The following is a 20047-nucleotide window of genomic DNA, read 5'->3' as shown; positions in this document are numbered from 1 at the left end:
TCACTCTGTAGATCACAAATAAAGGTTGTTAGAATGTTTGAAAATATTGTCTATCAAAATCAGCTACTTGCCCTAATCATATACCATAATTTCGAGAAATCCGGAATTCATTTTCTTACTCCTAACGAGCTATCTCAGCAGCTAGCCTATATGCGTCATCCAACAGGGAAAATCATTCAACCTCATGTGCATAATCCCGTACCTCGTCAAGTCCAATATACCCAAGAAGTACTTTTTATCAAAAAAGGTAAATTGCGTGTAGATTTTTACAACAATCAACAAAAGTACTTAGAAAGTCGGATTTTAGGAGCTGGTGATGTCATTTTGCTGGTGACAGGTGGGCATGGGTTTGAGGTAATAGAAGAAATTGAAATGATTGAAGTTAAACAAGGGCCTTATGTAGGTGAGCAAGACAAAACTAGATTTAATGGCATTACTGGAGAACAAGCTAAGGTACCTCAGTTAAGTAATTTATGATATCAATTCCAGTTAACGAGCCATTACTAAATGGCAATGAAAAGAAATATTTGTTTGAATGCATAGAAACTGGTTGGATTTCTTCAGAAGGGCCTTTTGTTAAACAATTTGAAGAACAATTTGCTGCACGTGTAGGACGCAAGTATGGCATTGCTGTCAGTAATGGTTCTGTTGCTCTTGATGCAGCAATTGTCGCTTTAGAAATTGGCTTTGGAGACGAGGTAATTCTGCCCACATTCACAATAATTTCTTGTGCAGCAGCTATTGTTCGCGCTGGAGCTGTGCCAGTGGTTGTAGATTGCGATCCGCAAACCTGGAATATAGATGTCAACCAAATTGAGGCAAAAATTACATCTAAAACCAAAGCCATTATGGTTGTTCACATCTATGGTTTACCTGTAGATATGGAGCCAGTTCTAGCTTTGGCTGATAAGTACGGACTGCATATTATTGAAGATGCAGCCGAAATGCACGGTCAAACTTATAAAAGTCTTCCCTGTGGGAGCTTTGGTGCTATCAGTACCTTTAGTTTCTACCCCAACAAACATATCACTACTGGTGAGGGAGGAATGTTACTCACTGATGATGAAAGGCTGGCGGAGCGTTGCCGTTCTCTACGTAATCTGTGCTTTCAGCCCCAAAAGCGTTTTGTTCATGAAGAGTTGGGTTGGAACTTGAGGATGACTAATTTACAAGCTGCTCTGGGAGTAGCACAGTTAGAACGACTTGACGAATTTATAGCTCGCAAACGCCATATTGGGCAAAGATATACAGAACTTCTATCAGATATTTCGTGTTTACAGTTGCCTATTCCTCAAACTGACTATGCCGAGAATATTTACTGGGTATATGGGTTAGTTCTCAAAGATGAAGTGCCATTTGATGCAGAAGAGGCAATGCAACGCTTAGGCAAATATAAAATCGGTACTCGTCCTTTTTTCTGGTGTATGCATGAGCAACCTGTGTTCCAAAAAATGGGGTTGTTTGCTGGAGAGTCTTGCCCTGTAGCAGAAAGAATCGCCCGTCGTGGTTTCTATATCCCCAGTGGCATGGCGTTAACGGATGAGCAAGCCGAACGAGTGTGCGTAGCACTTAGGGAGATTCTTCAATGAAGAGTATTATTAAGCAGATTCCATTTGCTAGACAATTTCACAGATATATCAAGGAACAAGAGTATAAGCGGAAATTCGCTACTAATTGTTATGGTTGCTTTTGGGGAATTTTTGAAACATTTGAAGAAGCTCAACAAGCAGCCCCTCAAACTAAAAGTATTGGATACGATAATACGGAGCTAGCGCAAGAATACCAAGAAATGCTTCAGAATGGAAACTGGGAAAATAGTGGTCGCATGATTGCCTCCTATGATTATCCAGTTTTGTTTTGGTTACAATCAATTTTTGCTCAGGGAAATACAAATATTTTTGATTTTGGAGGAAATGTAGGAATTCATTTTTATAGCTATTCTAAATATTTAAAATATCCACAAAATTTACAATGGACTGTTTGTGATTTACCAGAGATTGTAAGAGTTGGAAAAGAAATAGCTGAAAAACGCCACATCAATAGTTTATCCTTTACTAGCAATTTTGAGGATGTTAATAATAAAGATGTATTTATTGCATCAGGTTCTATCCAATATGTAGAAAATCTTGCCACACAATTCTCTAATGTTAGAAAACCTAAGCATTTATTAATCAACCGCTTACCAATGTACAATGGTAGAAGATTTGTTACTTTACAAAATGGTGGTAAAGTTTTTTATCCTCAGTATGTCTTTAATAAAACTGAATTTATTGAAGCAATTACTAGTATCGGTTATGAATTAATAGATATCTGGGAAGATAATATTGATTCTTGTATAATTCCTTTTCATCCAGAAAGCTCAGTGCCTGCTTATTCTGGACTTTACTTTCAGCTAAGGTTTTAATGGTTATGAGTGTATTTGGCAACTATGCCCGTTACTACGATTTACTGTGTTCATGGAGTAGAAGAACAAGTAGATGGGGAAGATGGGGTGTAAATCACACACAAGTAAAATATGGATAGTCCTATATCCAAAAAACAACAATTAATGACTGAAGCCAAGTCTAATCACACGATACGTCGAGGCAGAATATTCCCTGAAATTCAGTGGACACAAGAACAACAAGCTCAATGGAAAGCCGAACGTCAAGCATTTCGTCAACGCTGTCAGGTGATTTTTGACCGTGTTAAACCAGAGTTAATGCAAACGCACTATAACTGGTACATTGCTGTTGAACCTGATAGTGGTGAGTATTTTGTCGCTCAAGATCCACAAGTGGCTTCACTTCAATGCCGCGAAAAGCATCCAGGTAAGATACCTCATGTTTTTCGGATTAATGAAACAGGGATATGCGGCACCATATGATCTCAGGCAAATTTGGTGATGAGGATGAATTGTTATTCGAGATTGAACTGATTGCTGCTGATGGGTTAGAACTACCAGTTGATGCCATGCTTGATACAGGTTTCTCTTACTGGCTAGCGATTGATAATCAGGATATTGAGCCACTTGATTGGGTTCATTTGGAGCGGCAAACACTTTTGACAGCACGGGGGGGTTTTGATTTTGATATATATGCTGGTCAGGTGAAAATAGATGGGCAAGAGTTTGATATTCCTGTTCATGTGGGACAAGAACTGCCAGAAGTTTTACTAGGTCGTCAGTGGTTAAAAACTCGGCGGTTAGTGGTGGATATGGCTTCAGGAGTGTTGATGTTTGGAGGATGAATTATTCAGTAAAAGCAACTTTTGACATTTGGGAAGATAATATTGACTCTTGTATAATTCCTTTTCATCCAGAAAGCTCGGTGCCTGCTTATTCTGGACTTTACTTTCAGCTAAGGTTTTAATGGTTATGAGTGTATTTGGCAACTATGCCCGTTACTACGATTTACTGTACCGTGATAAAGACTATGTAGGAGAAGCTCAATTTATTCATCAGTTAATTCAAAACCATGCACCAGAAGCGCAAGATATTTTAGAGTTAGGTTGTGGAACTGGAAATCATGCAGTTCTCTTGGCAAAGGAAGGATACAAAGTTCATGGAGTAGATTTGAGTGAACAGATGTTGCAAAAAGCCAACTCTCGTATCTCACAGCTACCTCCTGAATTAACTTCTAAACTCAAATTTTCTCACGGAGATATCTGCCATATTAAGCTGAATCAAACTTTTGATGTTGTCCTATCGCTGTTTCATGTCATCAGTTATCAGACAACAAATGAAAGTTTGCTAGCGGCTTTCGCCACTGTTAAAGAACACTTAAAGCCTGGTGGAATTTTTATATTTGATGTTTGGTACGGGCCTGCTGTTTTGAGCGATCGCCCTACTGTCCGCGTTAAACGTCTGGAAGATGAAGAAATTAGCGTGACTCGAATTGCTGAACCAGCAATGTATCCTAACCATAATCTGGTTGATGTCAATTATCACGTTTTTATCAAGGATAAAGACAATGGTTTAGTAGAAGAACTTCAAGAAACTCACCGAATGCGTTATCTGTTTAAGCCGGAACTAGAACTTTTGTTTAACCAGTTTTCTCTAGAGCTTATTGAGTGCCGTGAGTGGATGAGCAATAGTGAACCGGGATTTAACACCTGGGGAGTTTATTTTGTAATTCGTGGTTAGAGATACAGAACTAACTTAAAATTATGCATAAATCATGTTGCATCTTTTTTTATGAAGGATACATAAGTGTTGCTCCAACTATTATCAATCTAGCTAAGTCACTTAATCAAGAAGGATATTTAGTAGTAATTTATGCCAAAAAAACTCAATTTCCTGAGTTTAAGGCACCGAATGATCAAATAATTACTCTTTATTTCTTAAAGGGACATGATATTTTTATAATTAGTTATCTTTATAAACTATTTTACAGAATTAAGCTAGGTACTTTAGTACCAATAATAGAATTACTCATATTTATTTTTCAAGCATTCTCTTACACAATAAGAAACTACCAACTTATTTCACCTCAAAACAGTATTTATATTGGTGTTGATACCAATGGTTCTATAGTAGCGTTGTTGAAATCCTACATTTTTAAGCAGAAATTTGCATATCTTTCTTTAGAGATTTCCCCCTTAAGTTATTTTAGAAAATTCTCTAAATTAGTTAAGATAGTAGAATTTTTAGCATATCGTAAAGCGGAATCTATTATTATTCAAGATAAGGATAGATTTAAAAGCCTTTGTAGTTATAACAAATTTCAACATCATAAAGTTTTTTATTTGCCAAATTCTTCGAGTTCTATCGATGATGATGTCTATCAGTGTATCAATGATGTTGATAATTCTAATTATTTTAGAAATAAATTTAATTTGAGTAAAGATAAATTTCCCTGCATAGTGCTTCAAGCCGGCATGATTAATGATATGGTCTTTTCTAAAGAAATAGCTTATGCTTTCAATTATATTGATAATGGATCTGCTCTTGTATTTCATGAAAGGGAAAGAAGAGATATACGCGAACCTTACATAAAATACTTGAAAGAAACTAATTCTAAAAACCTTTTTTTATCATTAGACCCTCTACCATTTGAAGAAATATATAAAGTGTTTACTTCAGCGACTATTGGATTAGCTTTTTATAGAGAAGTTGATGATAACTTTTCTCAAATTGCTAAAGCATCTGGTAAATTATCTTTTTATTTGAGATATGGTAGACCTGTAATAGTGAATAGTTTAAAATCTTTATCAGAATTAGTTCAGAAATACAAGATTGGAGTTGTAATTCAAAATCCTTCTGAACCAGCAGAAATTGCTTCAGCTATTAAACAAATACTAGATAACTATGATTTTTATTGCAAAAATGCAAGAATTTGTTTTGCGGAGGAGTTTGACTTTGCTAATCAGGTAAAGCCTGTATTAACAGATATAAGAAGTTGGTAATAAGTTCTATTAAGTCTAAGCAAATAGATATATTGTCAAATATAAACATAATACAGCAAATCAGTTAATTGCTTAGTTATCTTAGAAACGTGGAAAAGTTCTAGGGCTGATGGTGCGTTACAGACTATTGTCAAGCACACACCCTCCAAATTGGAGATTTTTGAATTGTAAGTCCCTAACAATAACTGTGTTGGTTGAAAAATATAAAAGATTGCAGCGATCGCTTGCTTGTGAGTTGTTAAGCTAAAGCTAGTCGGTCGAATTTTCTCTGTCATGTATCAAACAGATCCTCCTCGCTCCCCAAAAGAAATACTACCCACAATGTACGATCTTAAAAGTGAAGATCCAGAGGAACCAGGATTGCCCGACGAATTTCACGACCTACAGCCTGAACTCCTGCGTCTTACTTTCCGCCCCGCCAATCATCCAGCCGATCAAATCTTTGTTGCTAGTGACTTAAATCTCTACTATGATCCGCGCCATCCCCAATGGTACAAACGACCTGATTGGTTCGCTGTGCTGGGAGTTTCCCGATTATATGAACAGCAAGACTTGCGCTTGAACTACGTTATTTGGCAGGAAGGAGTCAATCCTTTTGTAGTAGTTGAACTACTTTCTCCTGGTACTGAAAAAGAAGATTTAGGACAAACTCTGCGGGAAGTTAATCAACCGCCAACAAAGTGGGAAGTATACGAACAAATCTTACGAGTGCCTTATTACTTCGTGTTTAACCGCTATACGGATGAATTACAAGTATTTGGACTAATAACTAGCCGCTACCAAGCTTTACCTATCGAAGGGCAGGGACTGTGGCTAGAAGAAGTGCAGCTAGGGTTAGGACTTTGGCGAGGGATTTACCAAGGTATAGAACGTCTGTGGCTACGTTGGTATGATGCAACAGGTGCTTGGATACCTACCCCAGCAGAACTAGCTGAACAAGAAAGTCAACGAGCTGAACAGGAGCGTCAACGGGCTGAACAATTGGCAGCACGACTGCGAGCTTTGGGCATCGATCCCGATTTGCCGTAAATAGTAAAAATATAAATCGTAAAGGATTAAGTAAAAGGCAGCTATGCTGGAGGCAGATGGCAGAAGGAAAACCATTTGACTTGAAAAAGGCAGATGGCAGATAGCAGAAGGAAAACCACCTACTTAATTAGGGCGATCGCTTTTTTAGCTGAGAGCATAAATTGACACAAGATATATTAATCGTTTAGTTGACTAAACTCCAAACCTATTCTCATTCGCTAACCTAAAGTTAGTTGGTCAAAAAATTCGGCCATGTATCAAACAAATCCTCCTCGCCCTCCCAAAGAATACCTACCAACTATGTATGATCTTCCGAGTGAAGATCCTGAAGAACCTGGCTTGCCTGACGAATTTCACGATTTACAACCCCAACTCCTGCGCGAAACTTTCTGCCCACCCGATTATCCACCGGATCAGATATTTGTCGCCACTGACTTAAATCTTTATTACGATGTTCATCACCCCCAATGGTACAAACGTCCCGACTGGTTCGCCGTTTTGGGTGTTTCGCGTTTATATGAGCAAAGAGATTTACGTTTGAGTTACGTAATTTGGCAAGAAGGAATTGCCCCTTCGGTAGTAGTGGAATTGCTCTCTCCAGGAATTGAAAAGGAGGATTTAGGACAAACTCTGCGAGAGGTGAGCCAACCTCCTCCAAAATGGGAAGTTTATGAACGAATTCTGCGTATTCCTTATTACATCGTTTTTGATCGCTATACGAACCGATTACGTATCTTTCAGAATATTGCCGGACGCTATCAGGAGTTAAATTTAATTGAATCACCAATTGTGCTACCTGAATTAGAGCTAAGTTTGGGACTTTGGCAGGGTTATTACCAGGGTATTGAGCGGTTATGGTTACGTTGGTACTCAGTTGCAGGCGATTGGATACCTACTCCAGCAGAACTAGCTGAACAAGAAAGTCAACAAAAACAACTGGCTCAACAGCAAATAGAACAAGAACGCCAACGAACTGAACAGGAGCGCCAACGGGCTGAACAAGAACATCTACGAGCCGAACAGGAGCGTCAACGGGCTGAACAATTGGCAGCACGACTGCGAGCTTTGGGCATCGATCCCGATTTACCGTGAACCCCTTGATAAAATGAAGAGTATCAGCTTGAGAGAGATTTGGTCATGACTTTTGCAGCCAATTTGGCAAAATCGTTGCCACTGCTAGAAAATGGCGATCGCCTGACGCGCAATGAATTTGAACGCCGTTACCACGCCATGCCTGATCTTAAAAAAGCTGAACTGATTGAGGGAGTTGTCTACGTGCCATCGCCACTTAGATATTACAGACATGGCAGACCCCACGCACACATTATGGCTTGGTTAGGACTGTATAGTAGTGCTACTCCTGGAGTTGAGTTTGCTGATAATGCAACTGTGCGATTGGATTTGGACAATGAACCACAACCCGATGCCTTATTACGAATTGAAGAAGCTTGTGGAGGGCGATCGCGCATTAGTGAAGATGACTATGTTGAAGGTGCGCCAGAACTGATAGTAGAAATTGCTTCTAGTAGCGCTTCCTATGATTTGCACGACAAATTAAAAGTTTATCGCCGCAATGGTGTACAAGAATACATTGTTTGGCAAATGGCTGAACAGAAATTAGACTGGTTCAATTTGCAAAAAGGTGAGTATATTCCCTTACAGCCTAATGAGTCTGGTTTGATTTGCAGTCGTGTATTTCCTGGACTTGATTTGACTGTTGCGGCTTTGTTAGCTGGAGATTTGGCAACAGTGTTAGCACAAGTGCAAAAGAGTATGACTACAAAAGTTCATCAAGCGTTTGTTGAGCTACTTAAACAACGCCGATTGGGTAACCCACCACTATTCGAGGGTTGATAATGTGTTACGGACTATTGTCAAGCACGCATCCTACAAATTGGCAAGTTGGAGATTTTTTTAATTGCAAGTCTCTAAAATAAGTATTTATATCAAGTTCGCATGATTAGTTATGATTACCATCTTGGTGTTACCCCTCCCTAACCCTCCCCTTATCAAGGGGAGGGTACCGTTAGGTGGGTGGGGTGCTTAAAGATTTATAAGTAATGAACTGAACTTGATATTATTGAAAAACTTCAAATGATTGTAGCGATCGCTTGAACCTTTTCTATAAATGAAAAAGTATATATAAGAAGTATTCGAGTATTTCTAAGAATGTCTCTAGTGTTTCTTATAATCATTGAAGCTTTGATAATAAATGCTTAAGTTTTTCTTGAAAAAATATAAGCATTTATCGCATTTGCTTCTGCTTAACAGAGATTGTTTTAAATCTTTTCGGGATTTACTGACTTATTCATTCCTAATTTTCCCCAATATTACGGTTATGACCTCATTTAAGTATTTCTTAAGATTTAGGTATAGCTTTACTAATGGGGTACTGAATTTATGAGTAGACGTAAGCGAAGTTCACCAATTTTGGAAAAAGCAGAGCGACGGATTGCCAGTCTCAAGTCTATTGATACGACGTTAGACTTGGGCAATGGTCTAACGATGCAAGCTTTTACAAATGCTGTTGAAGATACTAGGGAAAAACTCCAAGCTTATAACACCATTTTATCAAAGGTTGATCAGGCATATCATGAGATTCTGGAGTCAGAGCTAATTCTCTCGAAACTCTCAGAGCGTATGCTAAATGGCGTCGTGTCAAAGTTTGGTAAAGATAGCAGCGAGTACGAAATGGCAGGAGGGACTAGACGTAAAGAACGGCGACGCCGAACCAGGACAGTTCCCACGTAAAGATAAAAGCTCAAAAGTTTTGAATAATGCGATCGCTTTTTTATAGAGGGCGATCGTTTTTTATGTCTGCCACTGTATCAACGCCGAGCAGTGCTGTTTCAACAACAAGCATGATGAACTTAAAACATATTGTACTTACTAACACGAATCTGAGCGGTTTTGAATACGGAGTGCTTAGAGATTTTGAAAATGAGATAGTTCGCATCACAGGTGGGCATAAAGTAGTGATGCCAAAGCGAAAATTTCCAAGATTTATTGATAAACGTATTGGACATGGCACTCGATATGGTAAGTTGCGAGAGTTTATTCCCAGAGTGGAACATAACCTAGAAGCTGACGTACTTTGGGTTATACTCATGGGGCCAGAGAACTTTCTGCTTGATCTCTTCAAAAATTGGGATCAAAATGTAGGAGTTAAAATTCTTTATATATTCGATACTTTTGAAAGACAACTTCCTTCTATTCGTCGGGTTTTAGCATCTACAAATTGGGATCTTGCTATTACTTCATTTCATGGAGCAGTACCATTTTTAGAGGAGAAAACGCAGAGAAAGTGGCACGCTGTAGCTCAAGGTGTAAAGCTTGATAGATTTCAACCAGTTACTAAGGAAGAAAAATTAATTAGTTTTTCTGCTTATGGTCGTCGTTTAGAGAAAGTTCATCACAGTGTTAAAGAGTATTGTTTGCAAACAGGCAATTATTACGAATATACAACAGCTACAAGTATGCAGCCGCAGTTAGATTCTCAGGATGTCTACAGACAATACGCATGGCATCTTGCCCACAGTTTTTTTACCTTCTCCTGGCCTGTAGAATTAACTAATCCCAAAAGGGTTCTAACATTTAGTCCCATGACTTGTAGATGGTTTGAAGCTGCTGCTAGTGGCACAGTTATTCTTGGTCAACCTCCTAAAGACCCTATCTTTGAAAAGATATTTGGTTCTGATTTTGTTATTCCTATTGACCATACAATTAGTCAAGATGATTTGAAAACAATTTGGGATAATCTTTGGGAAAACCGATACTCATATTTTCAATCTGCTTTAATAGCTAGAGAAAAATTAATCCCTCAATTGAGTTGGGAAAGTCGAGTCAAGGAAATTTTAAAGTTAATCAACTTGAGTTGAACCAGAAACAATAAAACTGGCAGTATAAAACTTTAAAAATACTTTCTAATATTCTTTTTTAAAATTCCAAATTAGCCTGTTCAATCATCTTAAAATCATATCTTCACAGATGCTAAGTTTAGCCTACTTTGTCTCTCACCCAATTCAGTATCAGGCTCCTTTATTGCGACTCATTGCTGCCGATCCAGAAATTGACCTAAAAGTTTTTTTCTACAGTGATTTTTCTCTGAAGGCTTATAAGGATGCAGGATTTGGACGATTAATTGAATGGGATGTACCACTAACGGAAGGTTACAATTACCATTTTTTAGACTGTTGGGGTAGTAAGCAGCGACAAAGTTGGTTACGACAACCAATTGCAAAAGATATTGTTAACCAATTACAAAAAGAGAAGTTTGATGCTGTTTGGGTGCACGGATGGTCTTGGTTTTGTAGTATTCAAGCTATCTTAGCAGCAAATCAGTTGGGCATTCCAGTTTTGCTGAGGGGAGAGTCTAACGGCATCAGTGAAGCAACTGATTTTGTGAAGAAAAGGGCAAAAAATGTTTTTATTGATTGGCTTTTTGAAAAAATTACTGGTTTTTTGTACATAGGTACTTACAACCGTCAATTTTACAAAAGCTATGGAGTTGAAGAAAAACGCCTATTTTGTGTCCCCTATGCCGTTGACAATGATTACTTCCAAAAGCAAGCATTAATAGCTCACGCTAATCGTGAGGAACTACGGCGATCGCTCGGTTTAGATCCGACTAGGCCGATAATTCTCTATGCTGCCAAGCTAATTGAGGTCAAACGTCCTCAGGATTTGCTCTCAGCTTACAGGTTACTTTCAGGTGATGGTGTCCAAGAACCAGAGCCTTACCTACTATTTGTGGGAGATGGAGTGTTGCGCCCAACTCTAGAAGCTCAAGCCCAGGAAACAGGCTGGCAGTCGATTCGCTTTTTAGGTTTTCGGAATCAGTCCGAAATGCCTGCTATGTATGATTTGTGTGATGTATTTGTCTTACCCTCTAGTTTTGAACCTTGGGGGTTGGCTATTAATGAAGTAATGAATGCTGGTAAAGCAGTAGTTGTTACTGATCGGGTGGGTTGCGCCCCTGACTTGGTGATCAAGGGGCAAAATGGGCAGATTTATCCTGTAGGAGATGTTGCAGCTTTAGCAGCAGCAATTCGTTGGGCGATCGCCAATAGTGCTTCAGCAGGAGATATAAGCCTTAAACAGATTCAAAAGTGGAGCTATCAGGAAGATTTACAAGGACTCAAACAAGCTTTAAATTATTGCAGGTGAGAGTAGCTTAAATGAACAAAGTTTTGATTGTTGGACAAGCCTTAGAATTAGGGCGTACCGAAGAAGTTTACGGACGAGGATTTTCGGCATTGGGCTGTAAGGTGCAACATTTTACCTGGAAAGAAGCTGCACCCAGTTTAGTTTCACGTTCATTGCCCGATAGAGTAGCTTGGCGGTTAGCGTGGAAACTGCTGGCAAAGTCAGCAAATCAGAAGTTAGTGGAGATAGCAAATCAGTTTAAGCCTGATTTGACTTTGGTGATTTCTCCTCTTTTGTTTCATCCTGACAGCATTTTGGCTCTGAAACAACATGGTCTAGTCTTTGTCTTTTTTACTGATAATCCTGTAGATGCTCATCATACCCATAGCAATTCCTGGGTTCAACGAGGATTTCCCTTGTGGGATGCAGCTTTTATTTGGAGCCAAGAATTAGTTGAACGTCTTGTGGAAAATGGTGTCAAAAGAGCTTTCTTTCATCCCTTTTGTAGTGATGTTGAATATCATTTTCCCAAACGACAAGCTAACCCAATATACGATGTAGCATTTATCGGCAACTGGGATGCTAGCCGCAAACGAGAGCAGTATTTGAAGGCGATCGCTGATTATCGATTAGGACTTTGGGGATCAAGTTACTGGAATACTCATTGCAAAGAGCCGACATTAAAAAATTTGTGTCAAGGAATGTGCAGTTATCAAGAAATTCCTGAAATTTTAGGCTCTGCCAAAATGGGACTCAATATTCTGCGTCCTCAAAACGAAGAAGGACATAACATTAGAACGTATGAAATTCCTGCAACAGGGACACTCATGCTCAGTGAGCGGAGTAGAGAGTTAATGAATTTATTTGCAGAAGACAAAGAAGCTGTGTATTTTTCTAGTCCCAATGAATTAAGACAAAAAGTAGAGTACCTATTACAAAATCATGCATTAATTGAATCTATTGCTCAGGCAGGTTACAAAAAAGCTTTAGAGGACACAATTATTAATAGAGTCAAAGAGATTTTGACTATTCATGAAACAATTAATCAGTCTCATTCCAACCAATATATTAATGTTGGTTAATATTGTTGTCTGCAAAATAACATAAATAACCTTTTGTATTGCAAGTCGAGATTCATAACTAAAATCATGATTTAGTCAGGAACAAATAAAATCGCGATTTACAAGCTTATATAGGTCAAGTAATTAGACTTGTACTACATAGCTTCTGACAGTATACTTAGTAGTTGATCTGCTTATTTGGGAAAATGCACTACCATATGACATCCAGCACATTTCCATGCAACTGTTTTTCTTAAAAACTTACAGCCATTTTCAGATGAATAGACCACACAATACTGTAAGGGCTGGTTTTGTTTCAATCTCTAGCTCCAACCGAAATGATGTCTGCTAAACCCGCCCCTACCCCTACAAAAAATTGTGGTTCAAATAAATGAAATTTACTGTAAGTAAGAGCATATTTGAAGGTGGCTTTGATCCTGAATATATGCAAATGCCAGAATTGCTAACTCATTATATCAAATTAGCTTTCGAGGGTTCATATGTTTGATACACCACTTGTCACCACAGCTCGCTCTATTAAAGCTTTTTTGCAAAGATTAGGCGCTGATAGTTTAATTAAGTTTGGTCGTAATTTTTACTACTCTGTATTTTTAAAGGATACAGGCCATAATTTTATCCGTAAGCGTATCAATGGAGGAATTTATAAATTAGTTCCAAGTTTAGCCTTATCTGCGGATGAATACGAGCCTCATCTCATGGCTTGGTTGAAAGAATACTTGAGTTCAGGGGATACTTTTTGGGATATTGGAGCTAATTGGGGTTTTATTTCACTACCAGCAGCTCGAATAGTTGGCACAACTGGGCGAGTAGTTGCAGTTGAACCAAGTCCAGCAAATCTTGCTTGGTTAAAACGACATATTGTTTTGAACCAGTGTGAAAATATTGTGACTGTAATTAAGGCAGCTGTCTGCGAAGTCAATGGCGGCTTAGTAAGTTTGAACCTACTTAATGATGGCAACTCTCCTAGCAACTCTCTAATGTTTTCTGGTTCTACGAATGAGCAATCTCCTTCAGTAAGTCAGCAAATTGAGGTACCAGCGATTAGTTTAGACAGTCTGTTAACTAAACAAGAGCGATCGCCTAAGTTAGTCAAAATAGATGTTGAAGGAGCTGAACTCAAGGTACTCAAAGGAGCAACTCGGCTCCTCAGCAGTGACAAACCTCCTATTATAATTTTGGCTGTCCATCCTTTTTGGCAGGCTACGCCGGAAGATAGTCAAGAAATTGTCCGCATTTTAAAGAATGCGGGTTATAAAATTCTTAACCGTCAAAGCTGTTGTGTAGAAACATTAGAGTATGACGAATATGTTTGCTTACCTCCTTGCTTATAAATGCAATTACTAGCCTAATTTTGAAAAGGTACAGAAATGAGTAAAAAAAGTATCGGGATGCTTATTTATGCAAACCCTGATTACTATCCTCCAACAGTCAATGCGATTCATTTATTATCAAAACATTTTGATATTATTTTAATTGGTCGCAATCAAGATCCTTGCACTCATGAATATCCTCCTAATGTCAAAGTATATAGACTAGGAAAATACACTACGCTAAGAGAACGAGCGCAACTATCTGCTAGAGCAAAGCTTTGGGAGTATATAAACTTTATTATTAAAGCATCTCAACTTTTAAAAGATGTGTCTCTCATTTATGCATATGATACCTTTGGCTACACAGTGGCTTATGTTTGCCGAGCATTTTTACCTCAAGCAGTCCCTATAATTTACCACAGTCATGAAATTAGCGAGCAGCTAGCTTCTCTATCTTCTTTATCAGGATGGGTTGACAGAGCAGAGCGAAAGTGGATAGATAAAGCTGTACTTAACGTATTTCCTGATAAAGATAGAGCCGAGTTTGTTCAGAAAAGAACAAATTTACAAAAAAAGCCATTAATAGTTCCTAATTTTCCTTTAAAATCTTTTTTTGAACCGCCAAAAGACTGGTCTTCATTAATAAAAAAACGTTGGGAAGACATTACATTTTTTTACAGAGGTTCAATTTCCGATACCAGCGCTATGCAAGAAATTGTAACTGCGGCTTCCCTTTTAAATAAGAGTATCAATATTAAATTTGTAGGATTTCTGACTACATCTAATGCTGAAAAGCTGAGAAAGTGGGTAGAACATCTTAAGATGTCAACCCATTTTTCCTATTTAGGAACCCTACCTTATAAAGATTTACAAGCTCCCACATTATTAGCAACTGTAGGCTTTGGTCTCTATAAAAACACCAGCTTTGATCGAGTAGCTTGTGCAAGTGCTTGTAATAAGATATATGAATATGCTGCTTGTGGTGTACCTACAATTGTTAGTGATTTTCCAACTTATCGGGAATATCTTGCTAACGAGACTTGGGTGCGTTTTGCCGATCCTGACAATCCTCAGTCGATTGTCTGTGCTGTGGATGATATTTTAAGTGATTTTGAAAAATACCAGGCTATGTGTTTAGCAGCTAGAAAAGCTTTTGAAGAAAAGTATAATTATGAGTCTGCCTTTTCACCTTTGCTTTCAACTATAAAAGAACTTGTTCAAGATCCAAGATAAATTATACAAGTGGCTAAGATAATAGTTAATAATAATGTATAAGTTGAACGGAACTCAAGATTACTGGAATCAAATACAAAAATATTTCAAAATTAAACAAGCAAAAGAACATTACATAAAAAGATTAGCCTGGTTTTTAATATTTGGGCTAGCAGTATATAGCATTTACTTATTACATACAAGAGCAGAAGCAGTCTCGCTGGACAAAGCATTTTTAGCTTTGGGTGTGATATGGCTAGGATTTCTGCCTACTATACAGTTTCTATTAGACCGTAATAGACCTCCCATGCCTTTTTTCCCTCTATTAGGGATTTTTTATGCTACAAGCTTTGGATTACCTATTTTTGCTGCTAAAGAAGAATTTTCAAGTTTAGCTAGTGTCAGTAATGAAGCGCTAATACTAACCTTCATCGGATTAGCTGGGATGAATATTGCTTTCTTCGCCTCTAAATCTACTTTGTTGAAGAAAGTTTTACCCTTTCGTTTAACTCAAAAATATCCAATCAATAGATTATTAATTGCAATATGGATATTACTTTTGTCTAACACCGTAATAAGATACGCTTTTCCAGATGCTCCATCTGTAAGTATGTTTACTAGTAAAAGTTTATATATTGCTTATGGAATGTTTTATATTCTCTGGAATCGTCGTAAACTGCCAAAAATTCAAACTTGGCTGCTAGTACTTATATTTATCCCACTTGAGATAGTCCCACGCCTAGCTAGTGGTCTTTTAGCTGAATTTATGCTTTTGTGTTTATTTATGTTTCATATGGTTTGGTATGAACGTAAAAAGATACCAATAGTTTTAATAGCTATATTAATAGTATTATATCTTGCTTTCAATCCAGTTAAGTCAGACTATAGGTCTTTAACTTGGGGTGACAATAGACCTCAAGGGCAACTCAATTTGATAGAAAGATTAGAATTATTTATTAATCTTGCAGTTGAATATCATCAGCAATATACCTTTAACGACTCACCTGTGCAGAGTGCTCCCAAAATCTCCGCTACGGATAAAGTAATTGAAAGATCTGCGCAAATTGTTTTGTTATCAGATGTGATGGAAAGTAGTCCAGAAATAGTACCTTACTGGAATGGTGAAACCTACTTTCCGTTACTTACAAGTTATATTCCGCGTGCAGTTTGGCCAGAGAAACCAGTCCTAAACACAGGTAATGAATTTGGTCGTCGTTATAAAATTATAGATGTAAATGATTTTGTTACCTCTGTTAACCTTCCTATGCTTGTGGAGATGTATGTGAATTTTGGGAGTTGGGGTGTAATTATAGGAATGCCATTATTAGGTTTTTTACTTGCTTTGATTGATCAGAAATTGAATCACCCAGCTATGAATGAATTAGAATTTGTAATCGGTGCTTCAACTATATTTCAATTATCTTACCAAGAAAGCAGCGCTTCCCTATTATTAGGAAATGTTATTCCTTTTGTTGTAGCCAACTATATATTTTTTAAACTTATTTTAGGTAGGCAAAGATTTGAGAGTATAAGAAAATAAGAACTAACCGTAACGCACCATAATCCTGCGGTGCGTTAAAGCAGCGCATAACACACTCTACAATTTAAGATGTACTTTAAAATTTCTAAATTTAGATAACTAATCTAATTTAGCTATGATTATTTATTATTTTATATATACAAAATAAAGCTTTTAATAAAAGTTATAGGCAAACTTAATTACCTAGCTAGAATATTGATTTTTGAGAGTAATAATTTAACTATAATGAATGATTACAAACCAAATATAATTAATGAATAAATATTTCATATGCTCATCCAAAAAATTGATGTAAGTAATTTTTTAAATATAAAAAATAAACAAAAACATAAAAATTTGAAGCGTTTCCACGTATGGTTCCCTAATATTTTTGAGTTTAAGGGTGGGATACAAGTTTACTCAGCTTTTTTATTGCAAGCATTACAAAGCTTGTATCCTAATTTTGAATATGATGTTTTTTTAAAACACGATACTCGCTGCTTGTCAAACGTTTTTTTTCTAAAGAAAACACGATTTCACTTTGCAGGGAAGTGGGATATAAAGTTAAGGACACTTGCCTTTGCTACTCAACTTTTCAAATTTGGTCTTTGGCAATCCCCAAATCTGATTATTAGTACCCATCTAAATTTTACGGTGATTGCATATTTGTTAAAGTACTTAAAAGGTATACCTTACTGGACTGTAGCTCACGGCATAGAAGCTTGGAACATCACAAACCCTGCCCTACAAAATGCCCTTCACCATGCCGATCGCATCTTTGCAGTGAGTAGTTACACACGCGATCGCCTCCTCGAAGAACAAAGTCTCAATCCCGACAAAATTTCACTGTTACCTGTCACCTTCGATGCGAATCGATTTGAAATTGCTCCTAAACCAAAAAACTTACTAGAACGGTACAAATTAGCTCCAGAGCAGCCAGTAATCTTGACTGTAGCTCGACTCGCTTGTAGCGATCGCTATAAAGGCTACGATCAAGTGATTCGGGCATTACCGCAAATTCGACAACAAATCCCCAATATTCATTATCTTTTAGTTGGTAAAGGTGAAGACCGTCCTCGGATTGAGCAACTGGTGCAAAGTCTTAATTTGCAAGAACACGTAACGCTTGCAGGATTTATTCCAGATGAAGAACTCGTTGCTCACTATAACTTGTGTGACGTGTTTGCTATGCCCAGTAAACGAGAAGGTTTTGGAATTGTCTATCTTGAAGCCTTAGCCTGCGGTAAACCCGCCCTTGGTGGAAATCAAGATGGGGCAATTGATGCGCTTTGCCAGGGTGAATTAGGAGCATTGGTAGATCCTGATGATGTAAATGCGATCGCCCAAACCTTGATTCATATACTACAGGGTACTTATCCAAATCCTTTAATCTATCAACCAGAGGTGCTGCGACAGAAAGTGATTGAGCAATTTGGATTTGAACACTTTCGACAAACTATAGGTAATTATTTAGAAGAGTACTTCAATTCTATTTAATTAAAATTAAATGTGTGGGATCGCAGGAATTTTAACAACAGCGCCTTACCAAGATCGCTTGGATTCCTCAATCAAATTAATGCAAACTGCTTTGCAGCATAGAGGCCCAGATGATAAAGGAGTTTATATTGCTCCCAATCGTCAAGCTTCTTTTGCTCATACTCGTTTGTCCATCTTAGACTTAACTCCTGCTGGACATCAACCTATGTCTACGCAGGATAATAGATACTGGATTACCTTCAATGGGGAAATTTACAACTTTCAGTACTTGCGATCGCAACTAGAGACTCAAGGTGAACAATTTAATTCTCGCAGTGATACTGAAGTTATTCTCAAGCTCTATCAGCGTATGGGAGCAGATTGTGTCAAAAAATTGCGAGGGATGTTTGCCTTTGCGATTTGGGACAATCAAAAAAATACCTGCTTTATTGCTCGCGATCCTTTGGGAATCAAACCACTATATTATTGGCGCTCTGGCTCAACTTTAGTATTTGCCTCAGAAATTAGAGCTGTTGTTGCTTTTGGACTACCTAGCATTTGCTTAAGTCCAGAAGGTTTATACGGCTATCTTACAACTGGAAGTGTGCCAGAGCCTTATACTTTGATAGAAGGAATTAACTGCTTAGAAGCTGGTCATTATATATATTGGCAAGCAGGCAAAATCTCCAAACACCAGTATTGGCAGATTAAATTTGCTGCGGAAACAATTTCTTTGCCAGAAGCAACAGAAAAAGTCGTTCAGGCTCTCACTGACTCAATCGAACATCACTTTGTCAGTGATGTACCTGTAGGTATATTTCTCAGTGGTGGTATTGATTCTGCTTCCATAGTTGCCTTATCACGTCAAACTCAAAAAGGTAAGTTACGAACTTATTCAATAGCTTTTGAAGAAAACGAATGGAGTGAAGGAGAAGTTGCCCAAAAAGTTGCTGATTTATTTAATACAGAACATACAGAATACAAAATTACAGCATCTTTGGGACGAAATTTATTACCTCAATTTTTATTAAGTATTGATCAACCCAGTATTGACGGTTTCAATACTTTTTGTGTCTCTCATCTAGCGCACCAAGATGAGACAAAAGTAGTCTTATCTGGATTAGGAGGAGATGAACTATTCGGTGGCTATAAAACATTCCAACAAGTACCAAAAATGGTTAGTTGGGGTCAGAAATTCCAGAAAATTAAATTTATTACTAGCATCTTAGGTAAGGAATTAGCATTTTGGGGAGGCTCGCCACAATTAAAACGTTTAGGAGACTTTTTACAACAAAAACCAACAACGGCAGCAGCTTATAGTAGTTATAGAGGAATTTTCTCTCATAGCGAAGCTATTAAAATTCTTCAATATTACTTAAAAGATTCTTTAGCTTACTCCTCAATTCCTCCTGTAGATCATAAAAGCAATGTTTTCCAGAATATAGGCCTACCGACAAATCTTCCTTCTTTAGAAGATGAAGTAAGCTGGTTAGAACTCAGCTGTTATATGCGTAACCAGTTATTGCGAGATAGTGATGTTATGAGTATGGCGTGGGGATTAGAATTAAGAGTTCCTTTTGTTGATCAAGTTTTGTTAGAAACAATCGCTGCTATTCCTAGCAATATACGCCTAGCACCAAAGAAACAGTTGTTAATTCAATCAATTCCTGAGTTACCAAATTGGTTAGTAAATCTTCCCAAGCGAGGATTCCTTTTTCCTTTTCAAAAATGGATAGACAAAGAATGGAAAGCTTATTTTCCGATTCATAAATTAGATAAAAAAATTAATCTTCAACTCTGGTACCGTCATTGGAGTTTGGCAATTCTAGATCACTGGTGGGAGCAAATTAATCAATAAAAATTTAAGATTTAATAACTTACAGCCATTT

At 37.6% G+C, this 20047-nt stretch carries 20 protein-coding genes; 19 read left to right on the top strand and 1 reads right to left on the bottom strand.

The features are described from left to right. Nucleotides 1-33: 33 nt before the first annotated feature. The 7 genes from QUB80_RS02810 to QUB80_RS02780 all read left to right on the top strand — a co-directional run bounded on the left by QUB80_RS02810 (nt 34) and on the right by QUB80_RS02780 (nt 5385). On the top strand, nt 34-477 hold the full coding sequence (locus tag QUB80_RS02810; RefSeq protein ID WP_289787963.1) for a cupin domain-containing protein: 444 nt from the start codon (nt 34-36) through the stop codon (nt 475-477). Beyond that, complete coding sequence (locus tag QUB80_RS02805; RefSeq protein WP_289787962.1) at nt 474-1589, top strand: DegT/DnrJ/EryC1/StrS family aminotransferase; 1116 nt, start codon at nt 474-476, stop codon at nt 1587-1589. The genes QUB80_RS02810 and QUB80_RS02805 overlap by 4 nt, the downstream gene beginning before the upstream one ends. Continuing rightward, nucleotides 1586-2404, top strand: coding sequence for a TIGR04325 family methyltransferase (locus QUB80_RS02800; RefSeq protein WP_289787961.1), 819 nt, complete (start codon nt 1586-1588; stop codon nt 2402-2404). Before QUB80_RS02805 ends, QUB80_RS02800 begins: the two co-directional genes overlap by 4 nt. Nucleotides 2405-2548: 144 nt before the next feature. Then, the gene (locus QUB80_RS02795; protein ID WP_289788126.1) at nt 2549-2866 is read left to right on the top strand and encodes a hypothetical protein; all 318 of its coding nucleotides are present in this window, start codon (nt 2549-2551) and stop codon (nt 2864-2866) included. Next, nucleotides 2863-3228: an aspartyl protease gene (locus QUB80_RS02790; protein WP_289787960.1), complete on the top strand. Its 366-nt coding sequence runs from the start codon at nt 2863-2865 to the stop codon at nt 3226-3228. The genes QUB80_RS02795 and QUB80_RS02790 overlap by 4 nt, the downstream gene beginning before the upstream one ends. Before the next feature lie 127 nt (nt 3229-3355). Then, nucleotides 3356-4123, top strand: coding sequence for a class I SAM-dependent DNA methyltransferase (locus tag QUB80_RS02785; RefSeq protein ID WP_289787959.1), 768 nt, complete (start codon nt 3356-3358; stop codon nt 4121-4123). 23 nt (nt 4124-4146) lie between these two features. Continuing rightward, on the top strand, nt 4147-5385 hold the full coding sequence (locus QUB80_RS02780; protein WP_289787958.1) for a glycosyltransferase: 1239 nt from the start codon (nt 4147-4149) through the stop codon (nt 5383-5385). Between the two features lie 35 nt (nt 5386-5420). Here the strand turns inward: QUB80_RS02780 and QUB80_RS02775 are convergent, their stop codons facing one another. Continuing rightward, the gene (locus tag QUB80_RS02775; RefSeq protein WP_289787957.1) at nt 5421-5660 is read right to left on the bottom strand and encodes a hypothetical protein; all 240 of its coding nucleotides are present in this window, start codon (nt 5658-5660) and stop codon (nt 5421-5423) included. On the opposite strand from QUB80_RS02775, the gene QUB80_RS02770 reads away from it, so the two are divergent. The 12 genes from QUB80_RS02770 (at nt 5659) to asnB (ending at nt 20016) form a co-directional block, all read left to right on the top strand. Beyond that, the gene (locus QUB80_RS02770) at nt 5659-6414 is read left to right on the top strand and encodes a Uma2 family endonuclease (protein WP_289787956.1); all 756 of its coding nucleotides are present in this window, start codon (nt 5659-5661) and stop codon (nt 6412-6414) included. The two genes, QUB80_RS02775 and QUB80_RS02770, sit on opposite strands and share 2 nt — an antisense overlap. Nucleotides 6415-6666: 252 nt before the next feature. Next, on the top strand, nt 6667-7506 hold the full coding sequence (locus QUB80_RS02765; RefSeq protein ID WP_289787955.1) for a Uma2 family endonuclease: 840 nt from the start codon (nt 6667-6669) through the stop codon (nt 7504-7506). A gap of 45 nt (nt 7507-7551) precedes the next feature. Beyond that, entirely contained in the window at nt 7552-8268 is a 717-nt protein-coding gene (locus tag QUB80_RS02760) for a Uma2 family endonuclease (protein WP_289787954.1), read from the top strand. 546 nt (nt 8269-8814) lie between these two features. Beyond that, complete coding sequence (locus QUB80_RS02755; protein WP_289787953.1) at nt 8815-9165, top strand: hypothetical protein; 351 nt, start codon at nt 8815-8817, stop codon at nt 9163-9165. 26 nt (nt 9166-9191) lie between these two features. After that, entirely contained in the window at nt 9192-10292 is a 1101-nt protein-coding gene (locus QUB80_RS02750; protein WP_289787952.1) for a glycosyltransferase family 1 protein, read from the top strand. A gap of 109 nt (nt 10293-10401) precedes the next feature. Further along, entirely contained in the window at nt 10402-11580 is a 1179-nt protein-coding gene (locus tag QUB80_RS02745; RefSeq protein ID WP_289787951.1) for a glycosyltransferase family 4 protein, read from the top strand. 11 nt (nt 11581-11591) lie between these two features. After that, nucleotides 11592-12641 carry a CgeB family protein gene (locus QUB80_RS02740; protein WP_289787950.1) on the top strand — a complete coding sequence of 350 codons (1050 nt, stop codon included), beginning with the start codon at nt 11592-11594 and terminating at the stop codon, nt 12639-12641. Nucleotides 12642-13120: 479 nt separating this feature from the next. Next, on the top strand, nt 13121-13972 hold the full coding sequence (locus QUB80_RS02735) for an FkbM family methyltransferase (RefSeq protein ID WP_289787949.1): 852 nt from the start codon (nt 13121-13123) through the stop codon (nt 13970-13972). 36 nt (nt 13973-14008) lie between these two features. Beyond that, entirely contained in the window at nt 14009-15184 is a 1176-nt protein-coding gene (locus QUB80_RS02730; protein WP_289787948.1) for a glycosyltransferase, read from the top strand. Nucleotides 15185-15218: 34 nt separating this feature from the next. Continuing rightward, nucleotides 15219-16703 (top strand): DUF8712 domain-containing protein, encoded by a 1485-nt coding sequence (locus QUB80_RS02725; protein WP_289787947.1) that lies wholly within the window; start codon nt 15219-15221, stop codon nt 16701-16703. Between the two features lie 270 nt (nt 16704-16973). Next, nucleotides 16974-18179 carry a glycosyltransferase gene (locus tag QUB80_RS02720; RefSeq protein ID WP_502875270.1) on the top strand — a complete coding sequence of 402 codons (1206 nt, stop codon included), beginning with the start codon at nt 16974-16976 and terminating at the stop codon, nt 18177-18179. A gap of 10 nt (nt 18180-18189) precedes the next feature. After that, nucleotides 18190-20016, top strand: a complete 1827-nt coding sequence (asnB, locus tag QUB80_RS02715) for an asparagine synthase (glutamine-hydrolyzing) (protein WP_289787945.1) — start codon at nt 18190-18192, stop codon at nt 20014-20016. Nucleotides 20017-20047 lie beyond the last annotated feature (31 nt).

The organism is Chlorogloeopsis sp. ULAP01, from assembly GCF_030381805.1.
Lineage (GTDB): Bacteria > Cyanobacteriota > Cyanobacteriia > Cyanobacteriales > Nostocaceae > Chlorogloeopsis.
The sequence above is the reverse complement of the archived record's forward strand: the minus strand, read 5'-3'. Positions and strand labels throughout refer to the sequence as shown.

Excerpts from the sequence above, each read along its gene's own strand:
- QUB80_RS02790 (WP_289787960.1), top strand. The coding sequence starts at position 2,863 with ATGATCTCAGGCAAATTTGGTGATGAGGATGAATTGTTATTCGAGATT.
- QUB80_RS02725 (WP_289787947.1), top strand. The coding sequence starts at position 15,219 with ATGTATAAGTTGAACGGAACTCAAGATTACTGGAATCAAATACAAAAA.
- QUB80_RS02765 (WP_289787955.1), top strand. The coding sequence starts at position 6,667 with ATGTATCAAACAAATCCTCCTCGCCCTCCCAAAGAATACCTACCAACT.
- QUB80_RS02730 (WP_289787948.1), top strand. The coding sequence starts at position 14,009 with ATGAGTAAAAAAAGTATCGGGATGCTTATTTATGCAAACCCTGATTAC.
- QUB80_RS02755 (WP_289787953.1), top strand. The coding sequence starts at position 8,815 with ATGAGTAGACGTAAGCGAAGTTCACCAATTTTGGAAAAAGCAGAGCGA.
- QUB80_RS02780 (WP_289787958.1), top strand. The coding sequence starts at position 4,147 with ATGCATAAATCATGTTGCATCTTTTTTTATGAAGGATACATAAGTGTT.
- QUB80_RS02785 (WP_289787959.1), top strand. The coding sequence starts at position 3,356 with ATGAGTGTATTTGGCAACTATGCCCGTTACTACGATTTACTGTACCGT.
- QUB80_RS02720 (WP_502875270.1), top strand. The coding sequence starts at position 16,974 with ATGCTCATCCAAAAAATTGATGTAAGTAATTTTTTAAATATAAAAAAT.
- QUB80_RS02740 (WP_289787950.1), top strand. The coding sequence starts at position 11,592 with ATGAACAAAGTTTTGATTGTTGGACAAGCCTTAGAATTAGGGCGTACC.
- QUB80_RS02795 (WP_289788126.1), top strand. The coding sequence starts at position 2,549 with ATGACTGAAGCCAAGTCTAATCACACGATACGTCGAGGCAGAATATTC.
- QUB80_RS02760 (WP_289787954.1), top strand. The coding sequence starts at position 7,552 with ATGACTTTTGCAGCCAATTTGGCAAAATCGTTGCCACTGCTAGAAAAT.
- QUB80_RS02770 (WP_289787956.1), top strand. The coding sequence starts at position 5,659 with ATGTATCAAACAGATCCTCCTCGCTCCCCAAAAGAAATACTACCCACA.
- QUB80_RS02810 (WP_289787963.1), top strand. The coding sequence starts at position 34 with ATGTTTGAAAATATTGTCTATCAAAATCAGCTACTTGCCCTAATCATA.
- QUB80_RS02745 (WP_289787951.1), top strand. The coding sequence starts at position 10,402 with ATGCTAAGTTTAGCCTACTTTGTCTCTCACCCAATTCAGTATCAGGCT.
- asnB (WP_289787945.1), top strand. The coding sequence starts at position 18,190 with ATGTGTGGGATCGCAGGAATTTTAACAACAGCGCCTTACCAAGATCGC.
- QUB80_RS02735 (WP_289787949.1), top strand. The coding sequence starts at position 13,121 with ATGTTTGATACACCACTTGTCACCACAGCTCGCTCTATTAAAGCTTTT.
- QUB80_RS02800 (WP_289787961.1), top strand. The coding sequence starts at position 1,586 with ATGAAGAGTATTATTAAGCAGATTCCATTTGCTAGACAATTTCACAGA.
- QUB80_RS02750 (WP_289787952.1), top strand. The coding sequence starts at position 9,192 with ATGCGATCGCTTTTTTATAGAGGGCGATCGTTTTTTATGTCTGCCACT.
- QUB80_RS02805 (WP_289787962.1), top strand. The coding sequence starts at position 474 with ATGATATCAATTCCAGTTAACGAGCCATTACTAAATGGCAATGAAAAG.
- QUB80_RS02775 (WP_289787957.1), bottom strand. The coding sequence starts at position 5,660 with ATGACAGAGAAAATTCGACCGACTAGCTTTAGCTTAACAACTCACAAG.